Origin of the sequence: Aeromonas veronii (assembly GCF_040215105.1) — a bacterium.
Taxonomy (GTDB): Bacteria; Pseudomonadota; Gammaproteobacteria; order Enterobacterales; family Aeromonadaceae; genus Aeromonas; species Aeromonas veronii_G.
Genome location: NZ_CP157875.1, coordinates 1596616 through 1621124, shown reverse-complemented (window position 1 = coordinate 1621124; position 24509 = coordinate 1596616). Strand labels below are relative to the sequence as shown.

The following is a 24509-nucleotide window of genomic DNA, read 5'->3' as shown; positions in this document are numbered from 1 at the left end:
TCCATGTTCAATATCGCGACTGCGCCCTTTGCCCATAACCGCAAGCAGACCCAGACCCTGATGTTGCTGGTCATACTGGCCTGCCTGCCCGGTTTCCTGGCGCAAACCTGGTTCTTCGGCTGGGGTACCCTGATTCAGATCGTGCTGGCGCTGGTGACGGCGCTGGCCTCGGAAGCACTGGTGCTGACACTGCGTGGCCGCCCCGTGAAACCGGCCTTGCTGGACGGCAGTGCGGCCCTCACCGCCGTGCTCATCGGGCTCTCCCTGCCGCCCCTGCTGCCCTGGTGGATGCTGGTACTGGCCACGGCTTTTGCCATCATCATCGCCAAGCACCTCTATGGCGGCCTCGGTCAGAACCTGTTCAACCCGGCCATGGTGGCCTATGTGCTGCTGCTGGTCTCCTTCCCGGTGCAGATGACCAGCTGGCTCCCCCCCGCCAGCATCGCCGCCTACGGCATCGGCTTCGGGGATGCGGTCTCGGTGATCTTCACCGGCTTCAGCCTCGATGGCTACAGCATGCTGCAGCTCAAGCAGGGGGTGGATGGCCTGACCATGGCGACCCCGCTCGACACCCTGAAGACAGGTCTGACCCAGGGCCTCACCGCCACCGAGGTGATGACCCACAAGGTCTTCGAGGGCTGGGGCGGTATCGGCTGGAGCTGGGTCAACCTCGGCTACCTGCTGGGGGGCCTGTTCCTGTTGCAGCAGAAGGTGATCCACTGGCGCATTCCGGTGGCCGTGCTGGGCGCCCTGCTGCTCTCGGCCACCCTGGGATATCTGGCGACACCGGATGCCACCGCCACTCCCATGCTGCATCTGTTCAGCGGCGCCACCATGCTGGGGGCCTTCTTCATCGCCACGGATCCGGTGAGCGCCAGCACGACACCGCGAGGCCGGATCGTCTACGGGATCATGATAGGGGTACTGGTCTACCTCATCCGCCACTTCGGCGGCTACCCGGACGCCTTCGCCTTCGCGGTGTTGCTGGCCAATCTCTGCGTACCGCTGATAGACAGCCTGACTCGCCCCAAAGTCTACGGAGCACGCCGCAAATGACTCACGCCCTGATCTTTCCCATCCACGCCAAGGGGAGCGTCCCATGTTAAAGAGCATGCGCAAAAACGGCGTCACGCTGGCCCTGTTCGCCCTCGCCTGCACTGCCATGGTGGTGCTGACCAACGAGCTCACCAAGGATCGCATCGCTCACCAGCAGCAGCTCGACAAGCTGCGCATCCTCTCGGCCCTGCTGCCGGAGGGAAGTTATGACAACGATCTGGTCGCCAGTTGCAAGTTGGTCACCAGCCGTGAATACCTCGGCAGCGACCAGCCCATGCCCCTCTACAGTGCGACACTCAAGGGGGAGCCCACCGGCTACGCGCTGGAGACCATCGCCCCCGACGGCTACAGCGGCGCCATCCGCATGGTGGTCGGCACCGACGCCAAGGGAGCGGTCAGCGCGGTGCGCGTGCTGGCCCACAAGGAGACCCCGGGGCTTGGCGACAAGATCGAGCTGAAAAAATCCCGCTGGATCGACAGCTTCGTCGGCCGTACCCTCAATGCAGACAATGACGCGGCCTGGGCGGTGAAGAAGGATGGGGGCGAGTTTGATGCCTTCACCGGCGCCACCATCACCCCTCGCGCCGTGGTCAAGGCGGTGAAGAACCTGCTGCGCCTGCAACAGGAACACCCCGAGCTGCTGCGGGATGCCCCCGCCTGCGACGCAGCCTCATGATGCCGGAGCCAACCATGCAACAGACAATGCAAGAGTCCATGGAACAGGTGGACGTGATTGACACGGCCTCCCCGGCCGAGGGCAATGCCCGCCGTGAAGAGCTCAAGGAGCTGATGCTGCAGGGGCTGTGGAAGAACAACCCCTCTCTGGTGCAGGTGCTGGGGCTCTGCCCGACCCTCGCGGTCTCCTCCACCTTCACCAATGCCCTGGGGCTTGGCCTGGCGACCCTGGTGGTGCTGGTCGGCTCCAACCTTGCCGTCTCCCTGGTGCGCAACCTGGTGCCCAAGGATATCCGTATCCCCATCTATGTGATGATCATCGCCGCCCTGGTGACCAGCGTGCAGCTGTTGATGAACGCCTACACCTATGGCCTCTATCAGTCGCTGGGCATCTTCATCGCGCTGATCGTCACCAACTGCGTCATCATCGGCCGGGCCGAAGCCTATGCCTCCAAGAACCCGCCCCTGCTGGCGGCGATCGACGGCTTCATGATGGGGCTCGGCTTCACCCTGGTGCTGCTGGTGCTGGGGGGCTTGCGGGAGATCATCGGCATGGGCACCCTGTTCGACGGGGCGGATCTGCTGCTGGGGGACTGGGCCAAGTCCCTGCGCATCGAGCTGTTCCACACCGATGCCAGCCTGCTGCTGGCCATCTTGCCGCCGGGTGGCTTCATCGGGTTGGGGCTGCTCATCGCCGGCAAGAATGCCATCAACGATCGGTTGGGCCGCAAGCACAATGCCGACAAGGCCCACTGCGCCGTGCCCGCTCCCGGCGCCCGAGCCACAGAGCTGTAAACACAGATTCGAGAGCAATGAACAACCAAAAACGCAGAGAAATTCTGGAGCGACTGAGGGATGACAATCCCCACCCCACCACAGAGCTTCATTTCAACTCGCCGTTCGAGCTGCTGATCGCCGTCCTGCTGTCGGCCCAGGCCACCGACGTGAGCGTCAACAAGGCCACCGCCCTGCTCTATCCGGTGGCCAATACCCCGGCCGCCATGCTGGCCCTCGGGGTGGACGGTGTGAAGCACTACATCAAGACCATTGGCCTGTTCAACACCAAGGCCGAGAACGTCATCAAGACCTGCGCCATCCTGCTGGAGCGCCATGGCGGCGAGGTGCCGGAAAACCGCGAAGCCCTGGAAGCCCTGCCCGGAGTGGGACGCAAGACCGCCAACGTGGTGCTCAACACCGCCTTCGGCTGGCCTACCATCGCCGTCGACACCCACATCTTCCGGGTATCGAACCGCACCGGTTTCGCGGTGGGCAAGAACGTGGATCAGGTCGAAGAAAAATTGCTCAAGGTGGTGCCCGCCGAGTTCAAGCTGGATGTGCATCACTGGCTGATCCTGCACGGCCGCTACACCTGTCTGGCACGCAAGCCTCGCTGCGGATCCTGCATCATCGAGGACTTGTGCGAGTACAAAGAAAAAGTCTACCCGGAGAGCTAGGTATCGAGGCATGTGCTTCCACCTCGCCTTTGACGATATTTTATTTCACAGAATGAAATTCAATCAGTACAAATAACCAACCTGGAGAGGCAAGCAATGAGAATTCTGCACACGATGTTACGCGTCGGCGATCTGCAACGCTCCATCGACTTCTACACCCGGGTGCTCGGCATGAAGCTGCTGCGCAAGAGCGAGAACAGCGAGTACAAGTACACCCTGGCCTTCGTCGGTTACGGCGACGAGAAGGATGAAGCCGTCATCGAGCTGACCTACAACTGGGGCGTCAGCGAGTACGAGCTGGGCTCTGCCTACGGTCACATCGCCCTGGAAGCGGACGACATCTATGGCACCTGCGAGGCCCTGCGTGCCGCCGGCGCCAAGATCATCCGCGAGCCGGGCCCGGTCAAGGGTGGCACCACCGTCATCGCCTTCGTGGAAGATCCGGACGGCTACAAAATTGAGCTGATCGCCAAGAAGGATGCAGGCGCGGGTCTGGGCGAGAGCGTCTGACCCACCGTTTTCCAGAGATAAAAAAACGGGGCCATTGGCCCCGTTTTTTTATCTGCCTTGCTCCCCGGTGCGCCCTGCATCGGGGCGCACCGACTCTTGGCAATCGATGCCTGGCGTCAGGCCAGACGGAAGCGGCCGATGGTCTGGCGCAGTCCCGCCGCCAGCTGGCTCAACTCCAGGCAGGCACGGGCGGTGTGATCGGCGCCGCTCGCCACCTCGTTGGAAGAGTCATTGATCCGCTCCACGTTGCGGCCAAGCTCGTCGGAGACCGCGTCCTGCTCACCGCAGGCGCTGGCGATCTGAATGGCCATGTCGGCTATCTGCCCCACCGCCACCTCGATCTGCTGGATGCCATCGCTGGTCTGCTCGCTCTGGCTCACGCACTGACGGATCATCTCGCAGCTCTGGCCGGTCACCGCTTTCGCCTGATTGGCGCGGGCCTGCAGGGTCTCGATGATGGCGACGATTTCGCCGGTGGAGGCCTGGGTGCGACCCGCCAGGGTGCGTACCTCATCGGCGACCACCGCAAAGCCGCGGCCCTGCTCACCCGCCCGGGCCGCTTCGATGGCGGCGTTCAGCGCCAGCAGATTGGTCTGATCGGCGATGCCGCGAATCACGTCCACCACCACGTTGATCTGAGCCGATTCCCGTTCCAGCTCGGCCACCAGGGTACCGGCCTGCTCCATCTCCTCGGCCACCCGGGTGATGGCCACCAGGGCCCCCTGCACCTCACGATTGCCCTGTCTGGCCAGAGCATTGGCGGAGCTGGCTGACTCGGATGCCACCTCGGTATTGCCCGCCACATCGGCCACCGTCGCCTTCATCTGGGCCATGGCGGTCGCCACCATGGCGATCTCCTGTTGCTGGCTCTGGATCCCTTGCGCCGACTGCTCGGAGACGGTGCTCACCTCCTCGATGGCGGCGCCGAGCTGGGTCACGGCGGCCACCACCTCCTCGATGAGACCACGCAGGTTGTCCTGCATCTTGAGGGAGGCCTTGGCCAGCATGCCAAGCTCATCCTGGCCGATGTGCTGGCGATCCAGCTGATGGGTGAGATCGCCGGCGGCAATGGCATTGGCCTGTGCCACCACCGCATGGAGCGGCAGACAGATCTGGCGGGTCAGGAACCAGGTCATCACCCCCATGAACAGCAGCAAGGCCCCGATACTCAGGGTGGCGGAGGTGGTCACCATGGTGACGCTGCCGAGCAGGCTGCCCCGGTTCTCCTGCACGAAGCCGAGGTTCACGTCCACCAGGGCATTGACCGACTGCTCCAGATCGCTGTAAGCGGCATTGGACTGGAACAGCGCCTCCTTCGCCTGAACCAGGCTGCCCTGAGACAGCAGCACATCGATCTGGTTGACCTGGCGCAGATACTGCTGCCAGTGCTGCTTGGCACGGTTGAACGCCTGACGCTCGTGAGCCGCCCCCACCGTCGCCTCGTAGGCGCTCAGGGCGCGCTCGACCTTGCCGATGCTGTCCTGAATGCGGCCACGGCGAGCCTGCAGATCGGCCACATCGTCGATCATCAGCAAGGCAAACTGGGCGCGGCGAACATAGGAGACGTCGTAGAGCAGATTCTCCACCGAGATGACGCTGGGCAGGGTGGAATCGGTGAAGTTCAGCACCCGATCCCTGATGCCGCGCAGCTCGCTGGCGAGAAAGAGACCGAATATCACATTGATGACGGCAATGACCGAAAAGACCACGGCAATCTTCTTGCCGATGGAGAGATTTTTATAAGACATCTTGGTTGGTGATCCTCGACTGCTGACAAGCAGGTGCACGATGGCGATCACGTCCCTGTAAACGATGGCCCGAAGCGTCCTGACGGGAGATAAAAAAGCGCGAGCGACAAGGGAAGCGGCGTTCGCAGGGGCGGCACCTTACCACAAGACCCCCATGGCCCTCATCGCCTTTCGTTGCGGCGGAACCCTTTCAGAGGTCTGCACCGTTCGGGGCGCCCGGCACAACATCGACCGGCGGTCACCAAACTTGAGCAGATTGTGGCAATCGCCCCGATGCCGTGGACAAAGGGCCCCGCCGAGGATGTAATGGAGTCCGCTCTTTTCCTCGTCTCAAGGTCTGCCCATGGATAACGTATCGACCCTCTCCCCCTCCTGGACCACCCAGCTTCGCGAGCAGATCCAGGCCCGCCCCCTCACCGCCCTCGGCCTGTTGATCGCCCTGCTGGCCGTGTTGCTGCTCCTGCTGCAAAGCCTGGTCATGCTGCTGGCGGGAGACATCAGCCCGGGAGCCCGCTATGGCCTCATCGGCGGGGTCGCCGGTTTTGCCGCCACGGCGCTGGGCGCCCTGCCTGCGCTGTTTTTGCGATCCGTCCCCCAGCGGGTGGAGGATGGCATGCTGGGCTTTGCCGCCGGCATGATGCTGGCCGCCAGCGCATTTTCGCTGCTGTTGCCCGGGCTCGAGGCGGCCGAGGGGATCACGGGGGACGGCTTTCTCGCCGCCGCCGTGGTGGTGACCGGCATGACCCTCGGCGTCTTGCTGATGCTGGGGCTGGATCAGTTCACCCCTCATGAACATGACAAGACAGGCCCCTGCGGCCCCGGTCACGAGAGTTGCTCCCGGGTCTGGCTGTTCGTGTTTGCCATCGCGCTGCACAACCTGCCGGAAGGCATGGCCATCGGGGTCAGCTTCTCCCAGGGTGACATGGCGGTGGGCCTACCGCTCACCACCGCCATCGCCCTGCAGGACATTCCGGAAGGGCTAGCGGTGGCGCTGGCCATGTGCGCCGCCGGTTTTCGCCCCTCTCTCGCCGTGCTGGTCGCCATCGGCAGCGGCCTGCTCGAACCCCTGGGGGCCCTGCTCGGGGTCGGGCTCGCCAGCGGCATGGCCATCGCCTACCCCATTGGTCTGGGGCTCGCCGCCGGCGCCATGCTGTTCGTGGTCTCCCACGAGGTGATCCCCGAGACTCATCGCAACGGTCATCAGACCTATGCCACCCTGGGGTTGATGGCGGGCTTTGCCCTGATGATGACCCTCGACACCGCGCTGGGTTGATAAGGCACTGATCTCTCACCTAATATCTAGCCACCATGCAGCCCCTGAGGGCTGTGACTTGCCAGGGAGTGGACGGAATGAGGGTCAGGATGGCCGGGCTGCTGTGCCTGCTGCTGATGGGCGGCGAGGCCGGTGCCATCGAGTATTACCGCACCGCGGCCCAATCCGATTCGGCCCCCAAGTATCTGCGCCAATCCGATGGCCGGGTCGGCGGGATCTGCGTCGACCTGTTTCGGCTGATGGAGCAAGAGGAGCCTGCCCTGCGCATTGTCGGGGATCAGGCCTTTCTCCCCCTGCGGCGACTGGAAAAAAAGGTGCTCTACGGCCAGCTGGACTTCATCTGCGGCGTGGGAGACAACCCGCAGCGGCGCCGCGACTTCAGCTACCTCAGCCCCGCCATTTTCACGGTGCGCTACCACCTGGCGGTGCGCCGCGACGATGATGTCGAGATCCGGAGTTGGGAAGATGTCAGGGCTCTTGGCCGGGACGGGGTCATTCTCATCAACCATGGCAGCGGCGCCATCGCACGGTTGCAAGCTATCGGTGACCTTCGCATCGACAGCGGCGGGATCAGCAGCGAGGCCAACTACGACAAGCTGCTGATGAAACGGGGGCGTTTTTTCTATTACCGCTCCCCGGGGTTCGAATCAGACCTTCGTGAACATCGGCTGGATACCCAGATACGCCTGTTGCCCAGGGTGATGGAGGAGACTCCCTTCTACATCCTGTTCCACCGCCAGAGCTCCCCTGAGCGGCTCAAGCTGTTTGGCGACACCCTGCAACGGCTCGCCAGCCGGGGGGAGCTGGCAGCCCTGGCGGCCCGCTACGATTGATTTTCCCGCAATCAGCCATTCGCGCCGCTCAATGCTCGGCGACATCGACAACATTTGTTATCATCCGCGCCAAGCAAGGCGGCCCTCGAGTGCCGTCCACCATAGTGCAGACACGAGACAGACGAGGTAGAGGATGAAAGTAGGTATTATCGGCGCCATGGAGCAGGAAGTCGCCCTGCTGCGTAGTCAGCTTAGCGAACCCCGCACCCTGCAACTGGGCGGCTGCGAGTTCTATCAGGGGCGGCTCGCCGGTAAAGAGGTGATCCTGACCCGCTCCGGCATCGGCAAGGTCGCCGCCAGCGTCGCTACCAGCCTGCTGCTGGAGAAGTTTGCCCCGGATTGCGTCATCAACACCGGCTCCGCCGGCGGCTTCGACCAGGATCTGCACATCGGTGACGTGGTGATCGCCAGCGAAATGCGCTTCCACGACGTGGATGTCACCGCCTTCGGCTACGAGATGGGGCAGATGGCCCAGCAACCCGCCGCCTTCCCCTGCGACGAGAAGCTGATCGCGCTGGCCGAATCCTGCATCGGCGAACAGGGCAAGCACCAGACCAAGATTGGCCTCATCTGCACCGGTGATCAGTTCATGTGCAAGCCAGAAGCGATTGCGAAAGCTCGCGCCGACTTCCCCCAGATGCTGGCGGTGGAGATGGAAGGGGCCGCCATCGGCCAGGTGTGCCAGATGTTCAAGGTGCCCTATCTGGTGGTACGCGCCATGTCTGACATCGCCGGCAAGGAGCAGGTGGAATCCTTCGATGCCTTCATCGAAGTGGCAGGCCAGCACTCCGCCGAGATGATCATCAGACTGCTCGGCAAGCTGTGATCGACGCCACCGCCTGGGAGCCTCTGGCCGCCTCGCTGCTCTCGACGAGCGCGGCCATTGCGCTCGGGGCCGCCCTGCTGGAAGCCCTGCTGCCCTGGCCTGCCCGCTTTCGACTCGGCGCCGTACTCCCGCTGCTGGTACGACTGGGTCGCCGGGTCTATCGCCCCGACGGTTCCCCGCGCCAGCAGTGGCAGGCCGGTCTGCTGGCCCTGCTGGTAGTCTGGCTCCCCTGCGCAGCCGGACTCTGGGCGGTGCGCAATCTCTCCCTGAGTGAACCCCTGTTCGACCTCCTGTTCCTGCTGTTGATGCTCGAATCCCGCCCCTTGCGCGAACTCGCCAAGGCGACCCGGGCTCTGGCAAACCAGGACACCCTGGTGGTCGCCAGGCTGCAAGTCGCCCCTTGGCTCAGACGCGAGACGGGTAGTCTGTCGGTGATGGGACTCGTCAAAGCGGTGAGCGAAACCTGCGCACTGCGTCTGGTCGGCCAATGGGCCGGCCCCTTGTTGGGGTTTGCGCTGGCGGGCGTGCAGGGAGCCCTGCTCTGGCGCCTTGCCCAGCTGATGAACCAGGCCTGGAGCCCGAAATCGAGGGAGTTTGAACACTTCGGCCGCGCGGCTTCTGCCCTCTATCAGGGACTCTGCGCCCCGGTCATCCTGCTGCTGGCACTGCCGCTGTTGCTCACCCAGCTCTGCCTCGGCCAGTTGCCCGGACTCGGGGCTCGCCTGCGCGCCGCCCTGCCCTGGCCCTATCCAGCCATGGGCTGCCTGCTCAGCCTGGTGGCGAGCGCCACAAGCACTCGCCTGGGCGGCCCCCGCTACTATCAGGGCCAACTGGTGCGCTTCCCCGTGCTCGGCGACGGCGCCGAGCCGGATGCGGGGCTGCCGCTGCGGCTGCTCAACCGCCTGGCGCTCATCGGTTGGGGATGGATGGGGCTGGCACTCTTGCTCACCACCCTGGAGCTTGTCCGTGGTTAATCGATTCGCCGTGAAAGCCCTGTTCACTCTGACGCTCCTGCTCGGCTGGCCGCAGAGCGGCTGGAGCCAGCCCCCCCAGCGCATCATCAGCCTTACCCCTCACCTCACCGAGCTGCTGTTCGACATCGGCGCCGGGGATCGCATCGTCGCCACCGACGACGCCTCTGATTTTCCGCCCGAGGTGAAGACCAGACCCCAGGTGGCCAACTACCGCAGCATCAACCTGGAAGCCCTGCTGGCGCAAAAGCCGGATCTGGTGGTGGCCTGGCGCTCCGCCCAGTCCCGCATGCTGGCCCCGGTGGCCCAGCTCGGCATCCCCATCTTCTACTCGGAACCCACCGACTTTGCCTCGCTGGCGGACGAGATGCGCCGCCTTGGCAAGTTGCTCGCATTGGAGCCAGGCGCCAATGCCCAAGCCGATGCCTATATGACGAGACTTGATGGCTTGAAACAGCAATACGGCCAGCCAAAACCCGTCTCCGTGTTCTATCAGCTCTGGTATCCGCCGCTCACCAGTGTCAGCGGCTCGGCCTGGCCGGCCCAGGCCATCGCGCTGTGCGGTGCCACCAATGTCGCGGCCGGGGCCAAGACCCCCTACCCCCAGATAGGGCTGGAGCAGGTGATCAAGGCCAATCCGAGCCTCATCCTGGCCGGGAGTCAAGATCCCGCCGTGCTGACCCACTGGCAGCAGTGGCCCATGCTGGACGCCGTCAAACATGGGCAACTGAAGCTCATCAATCCCGACGAACTGCATCGCTTCACCCCCCGCGCCCTCAATGCGGTGGAACAGGTATGTACGGCAATACAGGCGATCCAAGAGACGGCTCCCCATTCCTGAAGACGATAACCGTCAATCCTGAGATATCGGTTAAGTTTCTTGCTTCAAACGTCGATAACTGTAAATCCAGCATTTTCTCGGCCGATCACATTCTTCTTGCAAGAAACTCGCGCCTTATTTGTTAGTATATGATTCATCACTGTTTTTAATGAGATGCTCACTATGTTCAATGAGAAAACGATCCTGATCACCGGTGGCACAGGCTCTTTCGGCAAGCTCTTTATCCAGACCATACTGGAGCGCTATCAGCCCCGTCGCCTGATCGTTTACTCACGCGATGAGCTCAAACAGTTTGAAATGCAGCAAGAGTACAATGCCCCCTGCATGCGCTACTTCATCGGGGATGTGCGGGATGCCAACCGGTTGACCATGGCAATGCGCGGGGTCGATTATGTGGTCCACGCGGCAGCCCTCAAGCAGGTGCCCGCCGCCGAATACAACCCCATGGAATGCATCAAGACCAACATCCACGGGGCCGAGAATGTCATTCAGGCCGCGCTGCTCAATCAGGTCAAGAAGGTCATCGCCCTCTCCACCGACAAGGCCGCCAACCCCATCAACCTCTACGGCGCGACCAAACTCGCTTCCGACAAGCTGTTTGTAGCCGCCAACAACATCGCAGGCCAGGATCCCACCCGCTTCGCGGTGGTGCGTTATGGCAATGTGGTAGGCTCCCGTGGTTCGGTCGTACCCTTCTTCCAGAAGAGAATTAATCAGGGAGCAACGGCACTCCCCATCACCCACTCCGAGATGACCCGATTCTGGATCACCCTGCAGCAGGGGGTTGATTTCGTGATCAACAACTTCTCACGCATGAAAGGGGGGGAGATCTTCGTCCCCAAACTGCCTTCGGTCCGGATCACTGACCTCGCTACCGCCATGGCTCCCCAGCTAAAGCAGGAAATCATCGGTATTCGGCCTGGTGAAAAACTGCATGAAGTGATGTGTCCCGCAGATGACTCCTATCACACCTTCGAGTTTGACGACTTCTTCATCATCGGTCCCACCATCAATTTCAATAACCGCAACAACGACTTTTCCGTCACCGCGACGAATGAAGCTGGAAACTTGGTTGAGCAAGGATTCGAGTATAACTCTCGCAACAACGGCGATTTTCTGACCATTGAACAACTCAAAGCATTGAACGACAAGATGGTGGTGGCATGATTCCGTACGGGAGACAGTCTATCAGCGAGACGGATATCGAAGCCGTCGTCGAGGTATTGAGATCCAATTTTCTGACCCAAGGCCCGGTGGTTCCCCGCTTCGAGCAGGCGGTCGCCGATTATTGTGGCGCCCGCTTCGGCGTGGCCGTCAACTCAGGTACTGCCGCTCTGCATATCGCTTGTCTAGCGCTGGGTGTGGGGCCTGGGGACTGGGTCTGGACCTCCCCCATCAGCTTTGTCGCCTCTGCCAACTGCGCACTCTATTGCGGAGCACAGGTCGACTTCGTCGACATCGAGCCCGACACCGGCAATATGTGCGCCATGGAGCTGGAGCGCAAGCTGGTAGCCGCCAAGGCGCAAGGATGTCTGCCCAAGGTGGTCATCCCGGTACACTTCGCGGGCCTGCCCTGCGACATGCAAGAGATCCGCCGCCTTGGACAAGAGTACGGCTTTAAGATAATCGAGGATGCCTGTCATGCTCTCGGCGCCCGCTACCATGACGAACCCACCGGCAATGGCCGCTACAGTGACATCACCGTCTTCAGCTTCCACCCGGTGAAGATCATCACGACCGGTGAGGGTGGGATGGCGATGACCAACGACCCCGCCCTGGCCAAAACCATGAGCCTGCTGCGCAGCCATGGCATCACCCGGGATCCGGCCGACTTCATCAATGAGCCGGACGGTCCCTGGTATTACGAACAGCAGATGCTGGGCTTCAACTACCGGATGACGGATATCCAGGCTGCGCTGGGATTGAGCCAGATGGCGAATCTGGAAGGCTGGATCGCCAAGCGTAGCGAAATTGCCCATCGTTACTTCGAAACATTGGCCCCCGAACGTCTGCCCCGTTATTTCAGTGCAGAACGACGCAGCGCTTTCCATCTCTATGTTCATCATGTGTCCCCCGAGCAACGTACAGTAACGTTCCAGAGACTCCGAGAAAAAGGCATTGGTGCCAACGTGCACTATATGCCGATTTATAAACAGCCTTGGTATCAAAAAAGGGCCCTGATGCCCCACCCACATACTGAACAGTTCTACGCCGGAGCCATCACACTGCCGCTGTTTCCAACTTTGAACGCTGTCCAGCAAGACCTCATCCACGCCTATTTGATATCAACAGTCTGAAATCGATCCCCGGGATACTTTATGCATATTCTCATTTATGGAACCTCAACCCAAGCGCTGCACTTCTTACCAGCCCTGGCATTGAACCATACCCTGTTAGGTTTTGTTGATAGTGACCCGGCCAAACAGGGTTCACGCTGGATGAACAGACCGATTTATCACCCCAGTCAACTTGCAGGGATCCAATTCGACCGAATTGTCATCGCAAGCTGTTTTGTTCACGAGATAAACCAGACGCTGGCCAGTTATGGCATAGAACCGGGGATTCCCGTAGAAGCGTTTGACGAGGTGGTCATGCAGACCAGCCGTGAATATGAAAGTACCCTGCAAGCAGTGCGTGCCAAACGCGAAGCGATGCAGCCAAAAACTCCTTTATTGCAACAACATATCGAAGGTGCAACCCTATTGACCGATAGATCGTCGCTGCTGGCGCAATTGCCTAAACACGGGGTTGTTGCAGAGCTGGGCGTAGCTGCAGGAGCTTTTAGCCGCCAGATATATGAGATATGCCACCCCAGCAAACTGCATCTGATTGATATATGGGGCTCAGAGCGTTACGGCGAAGCGCTGTACCTAAGTGTTAACAGCCACTTTCAGCAGCAACAACAGCACGGCGAGGTGATGATTCACCGCAAACCCTCGCTAGAGGCACTGGATAGTTTCCCGGATCGAACCTTTGACTGGGTATATATAGACACGACCCACAGTTATGAATTAACCCGGGACGAGCTCAGAGCCTGTGCGAGAAAAGTAAAATCAACTGGGATTATCGCTGGCCACGACTACATACAAGGCAACTGGTGCTCTCAATACCGCTATGGAGTCATCGAAGCAGTACATGAATTTTGTGTGGAATATGATTACCGAGTGCTTTATCTAACGATGGATATTTCCGAATGTTTGAGTTTTGCACTGGTTAAGAACATTTGATTTTTATTCATGCAAAGTAAATGAAAGCCTTGATAAAAATAAAACTATCAAGGCTTTAAGATATATACATATCAGTGATATAAATAGCAACCAGATGCTTGCTATTATACTTGCAGATCAACAGAACTTAATATACCTGACATGTTGTCCACATGCTGTAGAAACACCTGAAAATTGGCGGTGGTTCACTAATTGTACGACTATATCTGCCTTTTCTAGCGCATCCGTCAATGTCATCAGTTGCACATTTTCCAAATCAGAAAACTCATGAGGCAAAGCAGAAATATATGGTTCTACGACTAGTATTTCATTCTGAGGGGCTCCGGCCAAAATACGTGTAATATTCAGTGCAGGGCTTTCACGCAGATCATCAACATTGGGCTTAAATGACAAACCTAAGCAGGCAATCTTCCGACTCGACATCTCAGATAACACGCCCTCAATTTTCTCTACGACATATAATGGTTTGTAATCATTAACTAACCTTGCTTGTTTAATAATTTTGGCCTGTTCTGGATTCTGATTTACAATAAACCAAGGATCCACCGCGATGCAATGACCCCCAACCCCACACCCTGGCTGCAATATATTAACTCTTGGATGACGGTTTGCTAGAGAGATTAACTCCCATACATCAATCCCCTGACGGTCGCAAATAAAGGATAACTCATTGGCAAACGCAATGTTGACATCCCGGAAAGAGTTTTCTGCCAGTTTACTCATCTCAGCAGTGCGCGCCGTCGTAGCTATACATTCACCATTTTTAACAAATAGTCGATAGAACACCATCGCCGCTTCGGTGCTAGCTGTATCCAACCCACCAATAATCCGGTCATTGTCTACCAGCTCACGAACAACATGACCGGGTAATACCCGCTCAGGACAATACGCCACCTTCACATCCGAACAAACCCCCGCTTTTGCCGTGTGAGGAAATGTCAGGTCAGGACGAGCCTCGGATAGCCAATTAGCCATCTTCTCAGTCGTGCCAACTGGTGACGTGGACTCTAAAATCACCAGATTACCTGGCTTAAGGCATGGTGCCAAGCTGATTGCGGCCTGTTGGATAAAGCTTAGATCCGGCTCCTTGTTCTCCCCTTGAAATGGCGTAGGTACAGCGACAAGGAATACATCGGCCTGCTGCGGTATCGTATGTGCGGTTAAGTAACCATCATCAACGGCGCGGCGAACCAATTCTTCAAGTCCAGGTTCAACAATGTGGATTTTCCCATTGTTAATGGTATTAACAGTACCATGGTTGATATCAAAACCAAAGACGCGAATACCGTTACTGGCAATCACTGCCGCTGTAGGCAGTCCAATATATCCCAGTCCGATAATAGATATTCTGTCGAATTTCATATTACTACAGCTCCGTACAAGTCTGCGCGGCTAACATCCTGCGATTATGTAAAACATCGAAGAAGCGGCGGTCTCAGTTATGCCATCGACTTCCTGTCAATACGGTGGCAACAATCCGCTCCCTGATTTCCCCTATCACTATAAGAGTTGGAACGGTAGTAGATAGATAGTTTCTTGAAAAAGAAAGAAATAGTATCATCATAGACCAGAACCTGGGCGACTTAAATTTCATTATTTTAAACCAGTAACAAATACTACTTTAAATTTATTTAATCCCTGACCATGCGTCATAACTTAAAAATAAAACACAGGTAGACATATAGTAGAACGAACATTAAATTCAACATATACCTATGCTGGCAGTTGGAACAGACAGCAATCTCAACGTCCGAATTACGGCTGAATACCTTGAAGCAGAAACCATCATGATGCTTTTAACAAATGTTGTGAACACAATCAGCATAGCCGTATCGACGATATGGGTGAACCTCGAAGAAGTTGATAGCTCATACCTGTATAATCGATAGGAAATAACTGACCAATTCGTTGCACCCAATCATAGCTCAATAACCATAGCAACAAGCCATATCAGCTGATCCCCCTATGCTAATAGCAATCATAAAACGGTGGAGGTACCCTAGAATGTTCCAGCTAAGCCTACATATACTTTATATCCAACTGTATCAGTAGGCCAGTTATTTAGCTATTTTGGCTAAGACAGATAACTACCTGCTCACAAATAAAATCAACCTCATCATTAGACAAATCGAAATACATCGGCAAACGGACGACCGAATCGGTAAAATGATCAGCATTCGGCAGCAAACGACCATCATGTAGTTCCTGAAAATAGGGGCTGCAATGCAAAGATTGATAATGGAACACTGCTTTAATTCCAGCTAAATCCAGATGCTGTATCAGCTGACTACGTTGATGAAGACTAGCACAATCCAGATAAAACATATGAGCATTGTTGGTGGCATAATCAGGAATAAATGGTAGCTTGAACCCGTATTTATCGGCCACTGGGGTTAATGCCTGAAAGTAGCGATGCCATATTTCCAGCCTACGCTTTTGTATCTCTTCCAGCTGCTCCAGCTGTGCATACAAATAAGCAGCAATGATATCCGATGGCAGAAATGAGGACCCAATATCAACCCATCCATATTTATCGACTTCACCGCGAAAGAATGAACTGCGGTTTGTCCCTTTCTCTCGGATTATTTCTGCTCGTGCTGCATATTGTTTATCATTTATAACTAGCAAACCACCTTCACCTGAAATTATATTTTTTGTCTCATGGAATGAGAATGTTGACAAACATCCGATGCTACCTAGAGGGCGGGATTTATAGAATGCATCGATAGCCTGGGCCGCATCTTCAACAACAGGAATATCATATTTCTCAGCCAGGAGCATAATCGAATCCATATCACAGGCTACCCCTGCATAGTGAACAACTACAATGGCACGTGTTCGTGGAGTAATAAGCTCGGCAATCTGTTTAGGGTCAATGTTTGGATGATTAGGGTAGGAATCAGCAAAAATAATCCTTGCACCACGCAAAACAAATGCATTAACGGTCGAGACGAAGGTATAGCTAGGGGCAATAACTTCATCACCCGCCTGGATATTGAGCAAAATTGCCGCCATTTCCAAAGCATCGGTACAGGAAGTTGTCAGCAGTACCTTATTAAAGTTGTATCTATTTTTAATAAAGTCATGACATTTATGAGTAAATACACCATCACCAGAAATCTTACCACTTGCAACAGATGAAGAAATATAAACCAACTCACGCCCGTGCAGGTAAGGTTTATTAAATGGAATTAGATATGACATGGGTGCATCCCTCAACATTTATTATATTTGCCACCCACATGATTACCTATAAAACGAATGCGGGGATAAATAAGAGCCCTTTATTTTATCTCTTTCCATGAGTTAAAGGTTGTATCATCAACCGAAAAACTATCATCTTTCAATAATCGAATAGCAAATTCGAATGGAAAATAGTCATTACGCAATACTACATTTCTAGTCAGACTATAGCCAAGAGATAAAACCTCTTCGGGGCTGCTATGATATGTATGAGTATGCATAAAGTCCACTTTGTCCGATAGAAAATCAAAGGCGACGCCTTCTGCGGCTAACGCAAGTGACTTCTTAATAACCTCGAAAATAAAGCGTTTGTTATCAGCTTTAGTAAATTTATGATTAAAAATACCAGAGGCAAGAATCACATCAAACTCACCTAATGAATGCCAATCAGAAATAAAATCACAGCACCTAAAAGATACTTTATCAGAGGAATATCTAGCCCGAGCTTCTCGAATGAATGACTCAACAAGATCTATACCCAGATAAACATAATCATCCCCGTATTGTTCCTGTAAACATTTATTAATGTCGCCAAACCCACATCCTATATCAAGAATTCGTTTTCCTTTCAGAGAAAAAAAATGAGTGAGAATATAAAATCGGATATCCTGTTTACCTTTATCCCATCCCAAAGAGCGTGGCGAGTATCCATATAATTCATAATCACACTGATACTTTGATATAGTATCTAGACGGTCCTGTACTGGAAAAACACTTTCATTCCATTCATTTATCATTTATTTCACCCAATACCGAACAAGGAAGAGAATGAGCGTGACTGGAAATTTTATTGTAAGGTAAAATACAACAATTCATACCTATTTTACATTCGTCAGCTATCTCGGTGTAACCCCCTACTGAGGCATTCGGACTGAAAAAATTATAACAACCGACTTTGTTATGGTGGGTAATAGAAACCCCTGGGAAAACGACATTACCGTTCCCCATAATTGTTTTAACACCAAGATATGTATGCGACATAATAATATTCCCAGAACCTAAAATCATGCCATCTTCCAAAACAGCGGTAGGATCTAGGATATTCATTAATGGAATCCCTGCGGCAATAATACGTTCACTTATTAGACGACGATTTGAATTATCTCCTATTGCAACAAAAACTCCTGCTTGCTGTACTGCATCCATCTTGAATATTTTCTCAAGTTTCCCTACTACTGGGGCACCACAGAATTCAACATCAGTATAATAATCATCGAAAAAACCATCCAGCCTCCCACCTCCCCGCTTGAGAACAGAACAAGCTATCTCCCCTAAGGTACTGGCTCCCACTATATACATATCAAATCCACCTGAAGTTATTATCTAGATAATGAAGAAGCTTAGGGTTATAATTCTTATCTATTATTGCTTTCCTCAATCTATCTCGATCAAAATCAAATGTTATAAACTCATGAAAACCCGACGAGGTGTCTAGCATTAGCATTCCAGTTTGATGTCTAAGATCTTTAGGAAAACCCGATGAACCGGGATTCAAATATATTAGAGTGTCAGTGTAAAGCATTGTAGCCATATGTGTGTGGCCAGCTAGCAGATAATCAACACCAGGGTGTAGAACATTCAATTGTTGTGAGTTGATAATATTCTTTTCTTTCCCAGTGCGAATGACGCCAGTCACATCATGAATCAGTCGTATATTTAAACCATCGATTTTTAAATCAAGCTTTTCAGGAAGTGAAGATAAATAATAAAGATTTTCTTTAGTTATTGACTCCCTTTGTTCCTGAAGCGCCTGATTACCAGTATAACTCCAGACCATGTCTTCGCCGGAAAGAAGTAGCTTTTCATGATCACCACAAACCATGTGAACATTCATACGCTGCAGTAGATTTAATGTCTCGTTAACTTGTGGAAATATTCCCACCGAGTCACCAGCAGATAACCAAATATCTATTTTGCTACCAAACTTCTCAACCATGGATTCTAATGCAGGAAGATTGGAATGCAAATCCGAAAACATACCAATAATCAATTCTCCTCCTGATATATTTCTTCCCAGTAACGCATAAATTTACCCACTTGCGCAGGTTGCTGATCGCGAAGCGGATTGATACCAATTATTTCTCGAATTATCATATCAGGTTCATTGAAACCGAAATGTGCACGCACACTAGTTGTGCTTGATAGACGTGGATTTATTTCATAACAATATGGTTGGCCCGCCATCATTTTGAACTGAATATTAATAGAGTACGTCGATTTCAGAGCATTGGCAATTGACAGACAGTATTTTTTAATACCTTCATCTATTATGATTTTACCGCTATATGATAGGCCAAACTTCAAATCTCGCTCAAAAATAATGACGTCATTGAAATCAGCTGAAGATGAGACATATACACCGGCCGTATAGTCTTTTGGATCTTCAAGATATTCCTGCACAACAAAGTAATCTTCAGGATACGCACCAAGCAGCGCTAATAATCGGGCTTTGTTTTTAATAATAAAAACATCATTGCTTGAAGCTCCATTTCTTGGCTTTATTACAACAGGGAACCCATACCTTTTAATGAACTCTTCAATCGCGTCGTGTTCACAGCCCAATATTGTAGATGGTGCAGCTATATTATTCCGCCTGAGATATTGCATTGACTCATATTTATCGTTACATATTTCAAATACTGATGCTTCACAACTCACAATATGAATTCTTCGTTCATGAAAGTAGGTAGTATATTTTGCAAAGAATTCGTGCTCCACAGCAATAGTTGGAAAAATAACTTTGATATCATATTTTTCCACGAAACTGGTTAACTCATCAAAATAACTATTCTCTTTGACCAATGGAAGAATCACCGGATGCACATTTTCGAAATGTAATCCAGCCGCAAGTACACTTATATCTGTGGCATAGATATTATCAACATATGGGCTTGCTCTGACCGCCTTTAGAATACTTTGACCTAGTGGAGAGCCAACAGCCATGACCATGACATTTACTTTATTAGTAATATTCATACTAAATCCTCTAACGGCTAACTTTATTCACATGACTGAAAATAAATTCTTATTTATTGTCTAGCATCATGTAATGTTTAAAATCACGCCCAACATTAAATAACAAGTCTAATATAGTCACATAATGACAAAATGGCGGAAACAACTGTGGATACTCTGGGTAATGGTCATAACTCATCCATTCTAACTTTATTTCTGAAGCGATGAACTCGTTCGTATCAAGATAATCTTTGGCGGCTGGCCCAGATAAATATTCCGTTGCACCTACTTTATTAAGCAACTCGATAACACGAGCACCTTTCTTATTATTCAAATGGTAATCTCGTGAGTCTTCAAAAATCACATTGATTCCCAATATCTCTGTGCTTATGCTTTTTATAATATGTTGATTCATGTCACTCAAATTATGCCACTTATTGTTAAGATATATCTCCTCAAAGAAATCTCGATAGTATGAGAAATAAGGTGATTTGGCATACGATTTATACAGGGCATCCCAGTGTTTTTTTTGCCACGAAGAATCGACAAGGGCGACATCACAAATTAGTCTCTTTTCATCTGTACCACACGGAACAGTAAGCCAAACTACGCCTGAGTGCGACTTAATTTTATTTCTATTTCGCCAGTCATTTTTAGTATATTGAATATCATCATGAAAAATAAATCTATCAACTTTAGAAACTATATCAAAGTATCCCTTCCAAGGAATATAATTTGATTGTAAAATCGCAACGCGCATTCCGCCCTCTCAGCTAGATCAACTATTAAAAATAGCCTGCCAGTCATTAATCAATCTCTGCTCAGAGAATATATGGTTAACCAGTTCAATATTTGAAGTATTTTGATAATTGGCACACAGCCCATTAATATGGCTGTAAGAATCAACATGTAACCCCAGACGTTTAAAAAACCGCCATGAAGTCGTCTGTTCATTTATATACACATGTATTCCTCGCCCTAGTAAATTGATAATATTGCCTATGGCATGCTGCCGCCAAGATGGTAATATAGCTACATCAATCGAATCAAGGAAGCTGTAATATTCATGTTCATTCATCCATGAGACCAGCGGAGTAAAACGCTCACCAAACATTTTAGAACCGACATTAACTACATTAGTAATATAGCTATTCATCAAAGGATATGATAGGGGACACCAGACATTTATGCTGTAAGGTAAGCGCTCATTTAGTAAATCAAATATCTCAATATGAATATTATCTTCAACGCCAGAATGCCCCACCATAATATTTTTCCGACTCACGTCAGCGGCTTTCTTATGTGAACCATACTTGCATATATTACTAGGGTAAGAAAAACACTCCATATGTTGGCCAATTGATTGATAGTTCCACCGAACCCAATCCACATCTTCTTTCATAAAGGTAATCAAGTACCCGATTCTTTTTATTACCTCTAACTGTGATGGCTTATACTGGTTTTTATGATAAAAATCTCCTCCCCACATCACCCAAAATGACTTATCTAGCCAGCTTTTATTTTTTAAAAGAATGTCATTTACTTTATCACGCCAGAGGCCATGTAAAATTATTTTTTCTGCCACATCGAAATAACTCTCCAAAGTTAAAAAATCTTCATCTCGATACAAAAACTCTACTGGGTGGTGAGGCTGCAAGCCATATTGATATTTAGGGCTAGTAATAAATAAAAAACGATGCGGCCCTACATCAAAATGTTTCATCATGAAGTCAATAAATGATGGCATAAACTTCTCAATGATCATGACATGTACAATCATAAAAGTCCTTACTACCCCTTACCTCTAACAGCCTGAGGATTTCACACTAATGAAATAACTTTCCATATATGAAATTAAAATATTATATCCATCGACTAGCTGTATATAAAAAAGTAATACATTTACTCTTTAAAAGATCCAATACAACCGACTAAACAGTCCTTATCAATAAATCAAGAAAGCGCTTGTGGACCCAGTGTATCTGGAAAAAATCATCGGCAAAAAGTACCTTTATTTTACTTGAGAAGTAATATTTCTCATTTTTATGGTAATAGTATAACACGGCACAAAACATTCCATCAAGATAGGAAGGTATGTCGGTAAAACTTGGTGCTGATAATTATGTGTCATCTCCACCAGACTATATATTCATTATCAACCTAGTCCTTCAGGCCCCTGATTCATTAGGTCTCATAGAATGGAAATAATTTGGCAGCGACTAATCTATCATCCTGATATTCAGACTCAATGGTGAGCGGGCACAGTTACTCTTGAATGTAAACAATCTGACCAATTTCACCTATATCATTAGGACGGTTTATATAACTAAACAGTTTAGCTTGATGGGTGTATTTCTATTAATTAACTTACTCTCAACTGTTTCTGAATTTCAGTCATGATATTTTTAGTTTTCATCTGCCAAGTAAAATGAGACTTGGCATATTTCATCAATCCATAAAATAAATCCACTTGAGGCAGATCTAGATATTTCTCATAAATGGTAATAAGATTTATTGGACTTTCATCAGTTGGCTGGCGCCAGACACCTTCCAGTTGGTCATCACTAAAACTGTCCTGAAGACTGTAAATAAATGGCAGACCATAAAACATGAATTCACGATGTTTTAGCGCTTCTGCATAAGTAATTCCGGTACGATGGCAACCTAAGGTCCCGATGCCCAAATGCACACCAGAATAACGATTGGCTAGACACTGCGGATCCAGTGCACCGGTAAATGTCACATAGTCGGCAACACCCAATTCCTGAGCCTGTTGCGCTAATTGTTCGGATGCCGGCCCCTGACCCACAAGGAACAATCGCAGATCGACATTCGGGTAGGCTTTAACGAAGTCAGGTATCAGTGGGAACAGACGGTCATACCCATGCCAGCGTGCTAGATAGCCAACCCCCAACAGATGGAAAGCTTTGCGGATATCCAGCTTGGGCTCTGGCGCTTGAGGTTCAATCCAGGTCGCCCCGTTACCCATCTTGCGAATGGGTCTGCCTTGCAAGGTGGATCTCTCCGCCACTTGACTGGGGGTAAAGAATCCAGCCACAAGCGGTGCCAGTTGCAGAAAAAATGCCTGATCCGCCTTGGCCACTAGTGCTGGCAATTCATTCTGATATTCCAGTGTGTACATCTCGATGAACAAGGGAACTTCCACATCACGTAATTGGCGAGCCAATTGCACTAACTCGTCGTTATGCATCGGGTTATAGCGGACGTAGGCCCATTCGAACGAGCGTGCCATCGCCTGTTGCCCAGCAATCCATACCGCGACATGTACAAAGAAATCTCCAGGCACCACAGTTGCAGTGATGATCTCGCGCTGAACTTCTCGACCCTCTTCGAACACCAGTCGCACAATGTTAGGGCCATCACCACAGACCATATGAACCTGTTTGTGGTTCAGACTAAATCCCTGTGCCTGAGCCAACACTTTTCGCATAACACCCATGTGACCACGCGTTTTAAGGTTCACGTTATAAACCGTCAGTATGGACCCGTATAACCCTATTGTATTCATCATGCCTCCACAGCAAAAAATGCATCGACTGACTGACGCGACGACTCCAACACTGTGGCCATCTTCAAGGCAGTCGCCCCGTCGACAGTCTGTGGTAACAAATTCCAGAACAGGTCGGTTAGCAGCTCATCATGTGCTACCTCGGTTGAAGTAATATCAAACAGGTGAGGAACCACGACCAGATGGGTTACATTGGGCAACTCAGACAGTGGGACTGTAGTGACGCATTCTGGCCACTCTCGAATGCTCTTCGACAAGGCCTCATACAATGCCGGATCTAGCATAAAACTGTGACTATCTACACTAAATTGGCCACAACTGACGATGAAACGGCACAGGCTATTGTGCTTTCTTGCTGCGGACATATCAGCGTTTGCCACGGCGCGTGTATCTAACAAATAAACCCCGGGCGGTATCATCGTGTGAAGCAGCTTTTTCTTGCCACTACCGCGATCCGGAAAGGCTCCGCCCTGATAACGCCCACCGATGCCGGTAGCGGCATCTTGTAACCCACGTTGCATGGCAACAAGCAATTCGTCCATAGCGTTCAAATGCTGGAAAGTGATACTTCTCGCCAAGCTACGTTGTACATAGTGCTGAACCTGATGCGGAGGGTAACGAACGGGATGTTTTGCGAAGAAGCGTAGTTTGTTACGCCAGTAGTAGTAGCGAGGCAATGTATTCGTTGCATTGGCCCCACCTCCCTTGTGCAAAGCCTGTAGTCGTGGTTGTGCGACTACACGCCAACCGGCATCTTTGACTCGAACACACCAATCGATGTCATCCCAATAAAGGAAAAAATCCTCATCAAATCCCCCAATCTGTTGGATAATTTCCGCCTTTGTCATCAGGCAACAAGCGGGCACATAATCACAATCTACCAGTTCCATTGCTATCGAAGCATAAGATTCACCTGCAAAATTAAGGTGAAAACTAAAAGTAGCATCCTTCAAAGAAACGTTAGCACCAACCTCCTGTACGACCTCCGGATTATCCATCTTGCATACTGCTGGTCCAACCACACCTATATCGCTGTGGTTCGCCAGTAAATCCATCATCCCAGCTAAGGTGTTTGGTAGTACTACAGCATCATTATCCAGCAATGTAATATAACGATACCCCATTTGTTGTGCTTGATGCATGCCATGAGCAAATCCCCCAGATCCACCAATGTTTTCTTTTAATACATCAAGCCTAATATTAGGATAGAGCTGACGAATCAATGCTGCTGAGTCATCTGTTGACGCGTTGTCTACAACCAAAACATCCGCCAACTGGTCTGCTGTTTTTAGTACCGACTCAATGGCTCCGAGTACGTAATCTTGTTTATTGAAATTGCAAATAACCACGCATATTGGTTTCATTTCA

The 24509-nt window shown here is 51.9% G+C and carries 24 protein-coding genes; 13 read left to right on the top strand and 11 right to left on the bottom strand.

The annotated features are described in order from the left end of the window. Nucleotides 1-3: 3 nt before the first annotated feature. The 5 genes from rsxD (at nt 4) to gloA (ending at nt 3695) form a co-directional block, all read left to right on the top strand. On the top strand, nt 4-1056 hold the full coding sequence (gene rsxD / locus ABNP46_RS07640) for an electron transport complex subunit RsxD (protein ID WP_349921803.1): 1053 nt from the start codon (nt 4-6) through the stop codon (nt 1054-1056). Between the two features lie 43 nt (nt 1057-1099). Next, nucleotides 1100-1732 (top strand): electron transport complex subunit RsxG, encoded by a 633-nt coding sequence (rsxG, locus tag ABNP46_RS07635; RefSeq protein ID WP_349921802.1) that lies wholly within the window; start codon nt 1100-1102, stop codon nt 1730-1732. A gap of 38 nt (nt 1733-1770) precedes the next feature. Further along, nucleotides 1771-2526 carry an electron transport complex subunit E gene (locus tag ABNP46_RS07630; RefSeq protein WP_349922418.1) on the top strand — a complete coding sequence of 252 codons (756 nt, stop codon included), beginning with the start codon at nt 1771-1773 and terminating at the stop codon, nt 2524-2526. Between the two features lie 17 nt (nt 2527-2543). Further along, nucleotides 2544-3185, top strand: a complete 642-nt coding sequence (nth, locus tag ABNP46_RS07625; protein ID WP_349921801.1) for an endonuclease III — start codon at nt 2544-2546, stop codon at nt 3183-3185. A 96-nt stretch (nt 3186-3281) separates the two neighbouring features. After that, nucleotides 3282-3695, top strand: a complete 414-nt coding sequence (gene gloA / locus ABNP46_RS07620) for a lactoylglutathione lyase (protein WP_349921800.1) — start codon at nt 3282-3284, stop codon at nt 3693-3695. Between the two features lie 116 nt (nt 3696-3811). Here gloA and ABNP46_RS07615 read toward each other — a convergent pair whose 3' ends face one another. Then, a complete protein-coding gene (locus ABNP46_RS07615; protein ID WP_349921799.1) occupies nt 3812-5443 on the bottom strand; it encodes a methyl-accepting chemotaxis protein in 1632 nt (543 codons plus the stop codon). 343 nt (nt 5444-5786) lie between these two features. Between ABNP46_RS07615 and ABNP46_RS07610 the strand changes: the two genes are divergently transcribed. The 8 genes from ABNP46_RS07610 to ABNP46_RS07575 all read left to right on the top strand — a co-directional run bounded on the left by ABNP46_RS07610 (nt 5787) and on the right by ABNP46_RS07575 (nt 13414). Further along, on the top strand, nt 5787-6716 hold the full coding sequence (locus ABNP46_RS07610; protein ID WP_349921798.1) for a ZIP family metal transporter: 930 nt from the start codon (nt 5787-5789) through the stop codon (nt 6714-6716). Between the two features lie 77 nt (nt 6717-6793). After that, nucleotides 6794-7549, top strand: a complete 756-nt coding sequence (locus ABNP46_RS07605; protein ID WP_349921797.1) for a substrate-binding periplasmic protein — start codon at nt 6794-6796, stop codon at nt 7547-7549. 133 nt (nt 7550-7682) lie between these two features. Then, on the top strand, nt 7683-8375 hold the full coding sequence (gene mtnN, locus ABNP46_RS07600) for a 5'-methylthioadenosine/S-adenosylhomocysteine nucleosidase (RefSeq protein WP_349921796.1): 693 nt from the start codon (nt 7683-7685) through the stop codon (nt 8373-8375). After that, the gene (locus ABNP46_RS07595) at nt 8372-9349 is read left to right on the top strand and encodes a cobalamin biosynthesis protein CobD/CbiB (RefSeq protein WP_349921795.1); all 978 of its coding nucleotides are present in this window, start codon (nt 8372-8374) and stop codon (nt 9347-9349) included. The genes mtnN and ABNP46_RS07595 overlap by 4 nt, the downstream gene beginning before the upstream one ends. Nucleotides 9350-9368: 19 nt before the next feature. Then, nucleotides 9369-10187: a cobalamin-binding protein gene (locus ABNP46_RS07590; RefSeq protein WP_349922416.1), complete on the top strand. Its 819-nt coding sequence runs from the start codon at nt 9369-9371 to the stop codon at nt 10185-10187. A gap of 162 nt (nt 10188-10349) precedes the next feature. Further along, a complete protein-coding gene (pseB, locus tag ABNP46_RS07585; protein WP_349921794.1) occupies nt 10350-11354 on the top strand; it encodes a UDP-N-acetylglucosamine 4,6-dehydratase (inverting) in 1005 nt (334 codons plus the stop codon). Further along, nucleotides 11351-12484, top strand: coding sequence for a UDP-4-amino-4,6-dideoxy-N-acetyl-beta-L-altrosamine transaminase (gene pseC, locus ABNP46_RS07580; RefSeq protein ID WP_349921793.1), 1134 nt, complete (start codon nt 11351-11353; stop codon nt 12482-12484). The genes pseB and pseC overlap by 4 nt, the downstream gene beginning before the upstream one ends. A gap of 21 nt (nt 12485-12505) precedes the next feature. Next, nucleotides 12506-13414, top strand: a complete 909-nt coding sequence (locus ABNP46_RS07575) for a class I SAM-dependent methyltransferase (protein ID WP_349921792.1) — start codon at nt 12506-12508, stop codon at nt 13412-13414. 117 nt (nt 13415-13531) lie between these two features. On the opposite strand, the gene wecC is transcribed toward ABNP46_RS07575, so the two are convergent. From wecC to ABNP46_RS07525, 10 genes are all read right to left on the bottom strand, one after another. Then, nucleotides 13532-14776: a UDP-N-acetyl-D-mannosamine dehydrogenase gene (wecC, locus tag ABNP46_RS07570; RefSeq protein ID WP_349921791.1), complete on the bottom strand. Its 1245-nt coding sequence runs from the start codon at nt 14774-14776 to the stop codon at nt 13532-13534. Between the two features lie 699 nt (nt 14777-15475). Beyond that, a complete protein-coding gene (gene rffA / locus ABNP46_RS07565; protein ID WP_349921790.1) occupies nt 15476-16618 on the bottom strand; it encodes a dTDP-4-amino-4,6-dideoxygalactose transaminase in 1143 nt (380 codons plus the stop codon). A gap of 80 nt (nt 16619-16698) precedes the next feature. Next, nucleotides 16699-17394 carry a class I SAM-dependent methyltransferase gene (locus ABNP46_RS07560; RefSeq protein WP_349921789.1) on the bottom strand — a complete coding sequence of 232 codons (696 nt, stop codon included), beginning with the start codon at nt 17392-17394 and terminating at the stop codon, nt 16699-16701. Continuing rightward, on the bottom strand, nt 17384-17956 hold the full coding sequence (locus ABNP46_RS07555) for a hypothetical protein (RefSeq protein ID WP_349921788.1): 573 nt from the start codon (nt 17954-17956) through the stop codon (nt 17384-17386). Before ABNP46_RS07555 ends, ABNP46_RS07560 begins: the two co-directional genes overlap by 11 nt. Nucleotide 17957: 1 nt before the next feature. Next, nucleotides 17958-18647: a metallophosphoesterase family protein gene (locus tag ABNP46_RS07550; RefSeq protein ID WP_349921787.1), complete on the bottom strand. Its 690-nt coding sequence runs from the start codon at nt 18645-18647 to the stop codon at nt 17958-17960. Further along, complete coding sequence (locus ABNP46_RS07545) at nt 18644-19633, bottom strand: ATP-grasp domain-containing protein (RefSeq protein ID WP_349921786.1); 990 nt, start codon at nt 19631-19633, stop codon at nt 18644-18646. Before ABNP46_RS07545 ends, ABNP46_RS07550 begins: the two co-directional genes overlap by 4 nt. Nucleotides 19634-19682: 49 nt before the next feature. Continuing rightward, the gene (locus ABNP46_RS07540; protein ID WP_349921785.1) at nt 19683-20372 is read right to left on the bottom strand and encodes a WbqC family protein; all 690 of its coding nucleotides are present in this window, start codon (nt 20370-20372) and stop codon (nt 19683-19685) included. An 18-nt stretch (nt 20373-20390) separates the two neighbouring features. Next, complete coding sequence (locus ABNP46_RS07535) at nt 20391-21392, bottom strand: TDP-N-acetylfucosamine:lipid II N-acetylfucosaminyltransferase (RefSeq protein WP_349921784.1); 1002 nt, start codon at nt 21390-21392, stop codon at nt 20391-20393. Nucleotides 21393-21974: 582 nt separating this feature from the next. After that, nucleotides 21975-23141 (bottom strand): glycosyltransferase, encoded by a 1167-nt coding sequence (locus ABNP46_RS07530; protein WP_349921783.1) that lies wholly within the window; start codon nt 23139-23141, stop codon nt 21975-21977. Further along, on the bottom strand, nt 23141-24505 hold the full coding sequence (locus ABNP46_RS07525; protein ID WP_349921782.1) for a glycosyltransferase family 2 protein: 1365 nt from the start codon (nt 24503-24505) through the stop codon (nt 23141-23143). Before ABNP46_RS07525 ends, ABNP46_RS07530 begins: the two co-directional genes overlap by 1 nt. Nucleotides 24506-24509: the final 4 nt, after the last annotated feature.

What these genes read in the sequence shown, in the direction of transcription:
- rsxD (WP_349921803.1), top strand. Translation starts at nt 4, where the DNA reads ATGTTCAATATCGCGACTGCGCCCTTTGCCCATAACCGCAAGCAGACC.
- rsxG (WP_349921802.1), top strand. Translation starts at nt 1,100, where the DNA reads ATGTTAAAGAGCATGCGCAAAAACGGCGTCACGCTGGCCCTGTTCGCC.
- ABNP46_RS07630 (WP_349922418.1), top strand. Translation starts at nt 1,771, where the DNA reads ATGGAACAGGTGGACGTGATTGACACGGCCTCCCCGGCCGAGGGCAAT.
- nth (WP_349921801.1), top strand. Translation starts at nt 2,544, where the DNA reads ATGAACAACCAAAAACGCAGAGAAATTCTGGAGCGACTGAGGGATGAC.
- gloA (WP_349921800.1), top strand. Translation starts at nt 3,282, where the DNA reads ATGAGAATTCTGCACACGATGTTACGCGTCGGCGATCTGCAACGCTCC.
- ABNP46_RS07615 (WP_349921799.1), bottom strand. Translation starts at nt 5,443, where the DNA reads ATGTCTTATAAAAATCTCTCCATCGGCAAGAAGATTGCCGTGGTCTTT.
- ABNP46_RS07610 (WP_349921798.1), top strand. Translation starts at nt 5,787, where the DNA reads ATGGATAACGTATCGACCCTCTCCCCCTCCTGGACCACCCAGCTTCGC.
- ABNP46_RS07605 (WP_349921797.1), top strand. Translation starts at nt 6,794, where the DNA reads ATGAGGGTCAGGATGGCCGGGCTGCTGTGCCTGCTGCTGATGGGCGGC.
- mtnN (WP_349921796.1), top strand. Translation starts at nt 7,683, where the DNA reads ATGAAAGTAGGTATTATCGGCGCCATGGAGCAGGAAGTCGCCCTGCTG.
- pseB (WP_349921794.1), top strand. Translation starts at nt 10,350, where the DNA reads ATGTTCAATGAGAAAACGATCCTGATCACCGGTGGCACAGGCTCTTTC.
- pseC (WP_349921793.1), top strand. Translation starts at nt 11,351, where the DNA reads ATGATTCCGTACGGGAGACAGTCTATCAGCGAGACGGATATCGAAGCC.
- ABNP46_RS07575 (WP_349921792.1), top strand. Translation starts at nt 12,506, where the DNA reads ATGCATATTCTCATTTATGGAACCTCAACCCAAGCGCTGCACTTCTTA.
- wecC (WP_349921791.1), bottom strand. Translation starts at nt 14,776, where the DNA reads ATGAAATTCGACAGAATATCTATTATCGGACTGGGATATATTGGACTG.
- rffA (WP_349921790.1), bottom strand. Translation starts at nt 16,618, where the DNA reads ATGTCATATCTAATTCCATTTAATAAACCTTACCTGCACGGGCGTGAG.
- ABNP46_RS07560 (WP_349921789.1), bottom strand. Translation starts at nt 17,394, where the DNA reads ATGATAAATGAATGGAATGAAAGTGTTTTTCCAGTACAGGACCGTCTA.
- ABNP46_RS07555 (WP_349921788.1), bottom strand. Translation starts at nt 17,956, where the DNA reads ATGTATATAGTGGGAGCCAGTACCTTAGGGGAGATAGCTTGTTCTGTT.
- ABNP46_RS07545 (WP_349921786.1), bottom strand. Translation starts at nt 19,633, where the DNA reads ATGAATATTACTAATAAAGTAAATGTCATGGTCATGGCTGTTGGCTCT.
- ABNP46_RS07540 (WP_349921785.1), bottom strand. Translation starts at nt 20,372, where the DNA reads ATGCGCGTTGCGATTTTACAATCAAATTATATTCCTTGGAAGGGATAC.
- ABNP46_RS07535 (WP_349921784.1), bottom strand. Translation starts at nt 21,392, where the DNA reads ATGATTGTACATGTCATGATCATTGAGAAGTTTATGCCATCATTTATT.
- ABNP46_RS07530 (WP_349921783.1), bottom strand. Translation starts at nt 23,141, where the DNA reads ATGAATACAATAGGGTTATACGGGTCCATACTGACGGTTTATAACGTG.
- ABNP46_RS07525 (WP_349921782.1), bottom strand. Translation starts at nt 24,505, where the DNA reads ATGAAACCAATATGCGTGGTTATTTGCAATTTCAATAAACAAGATTAC.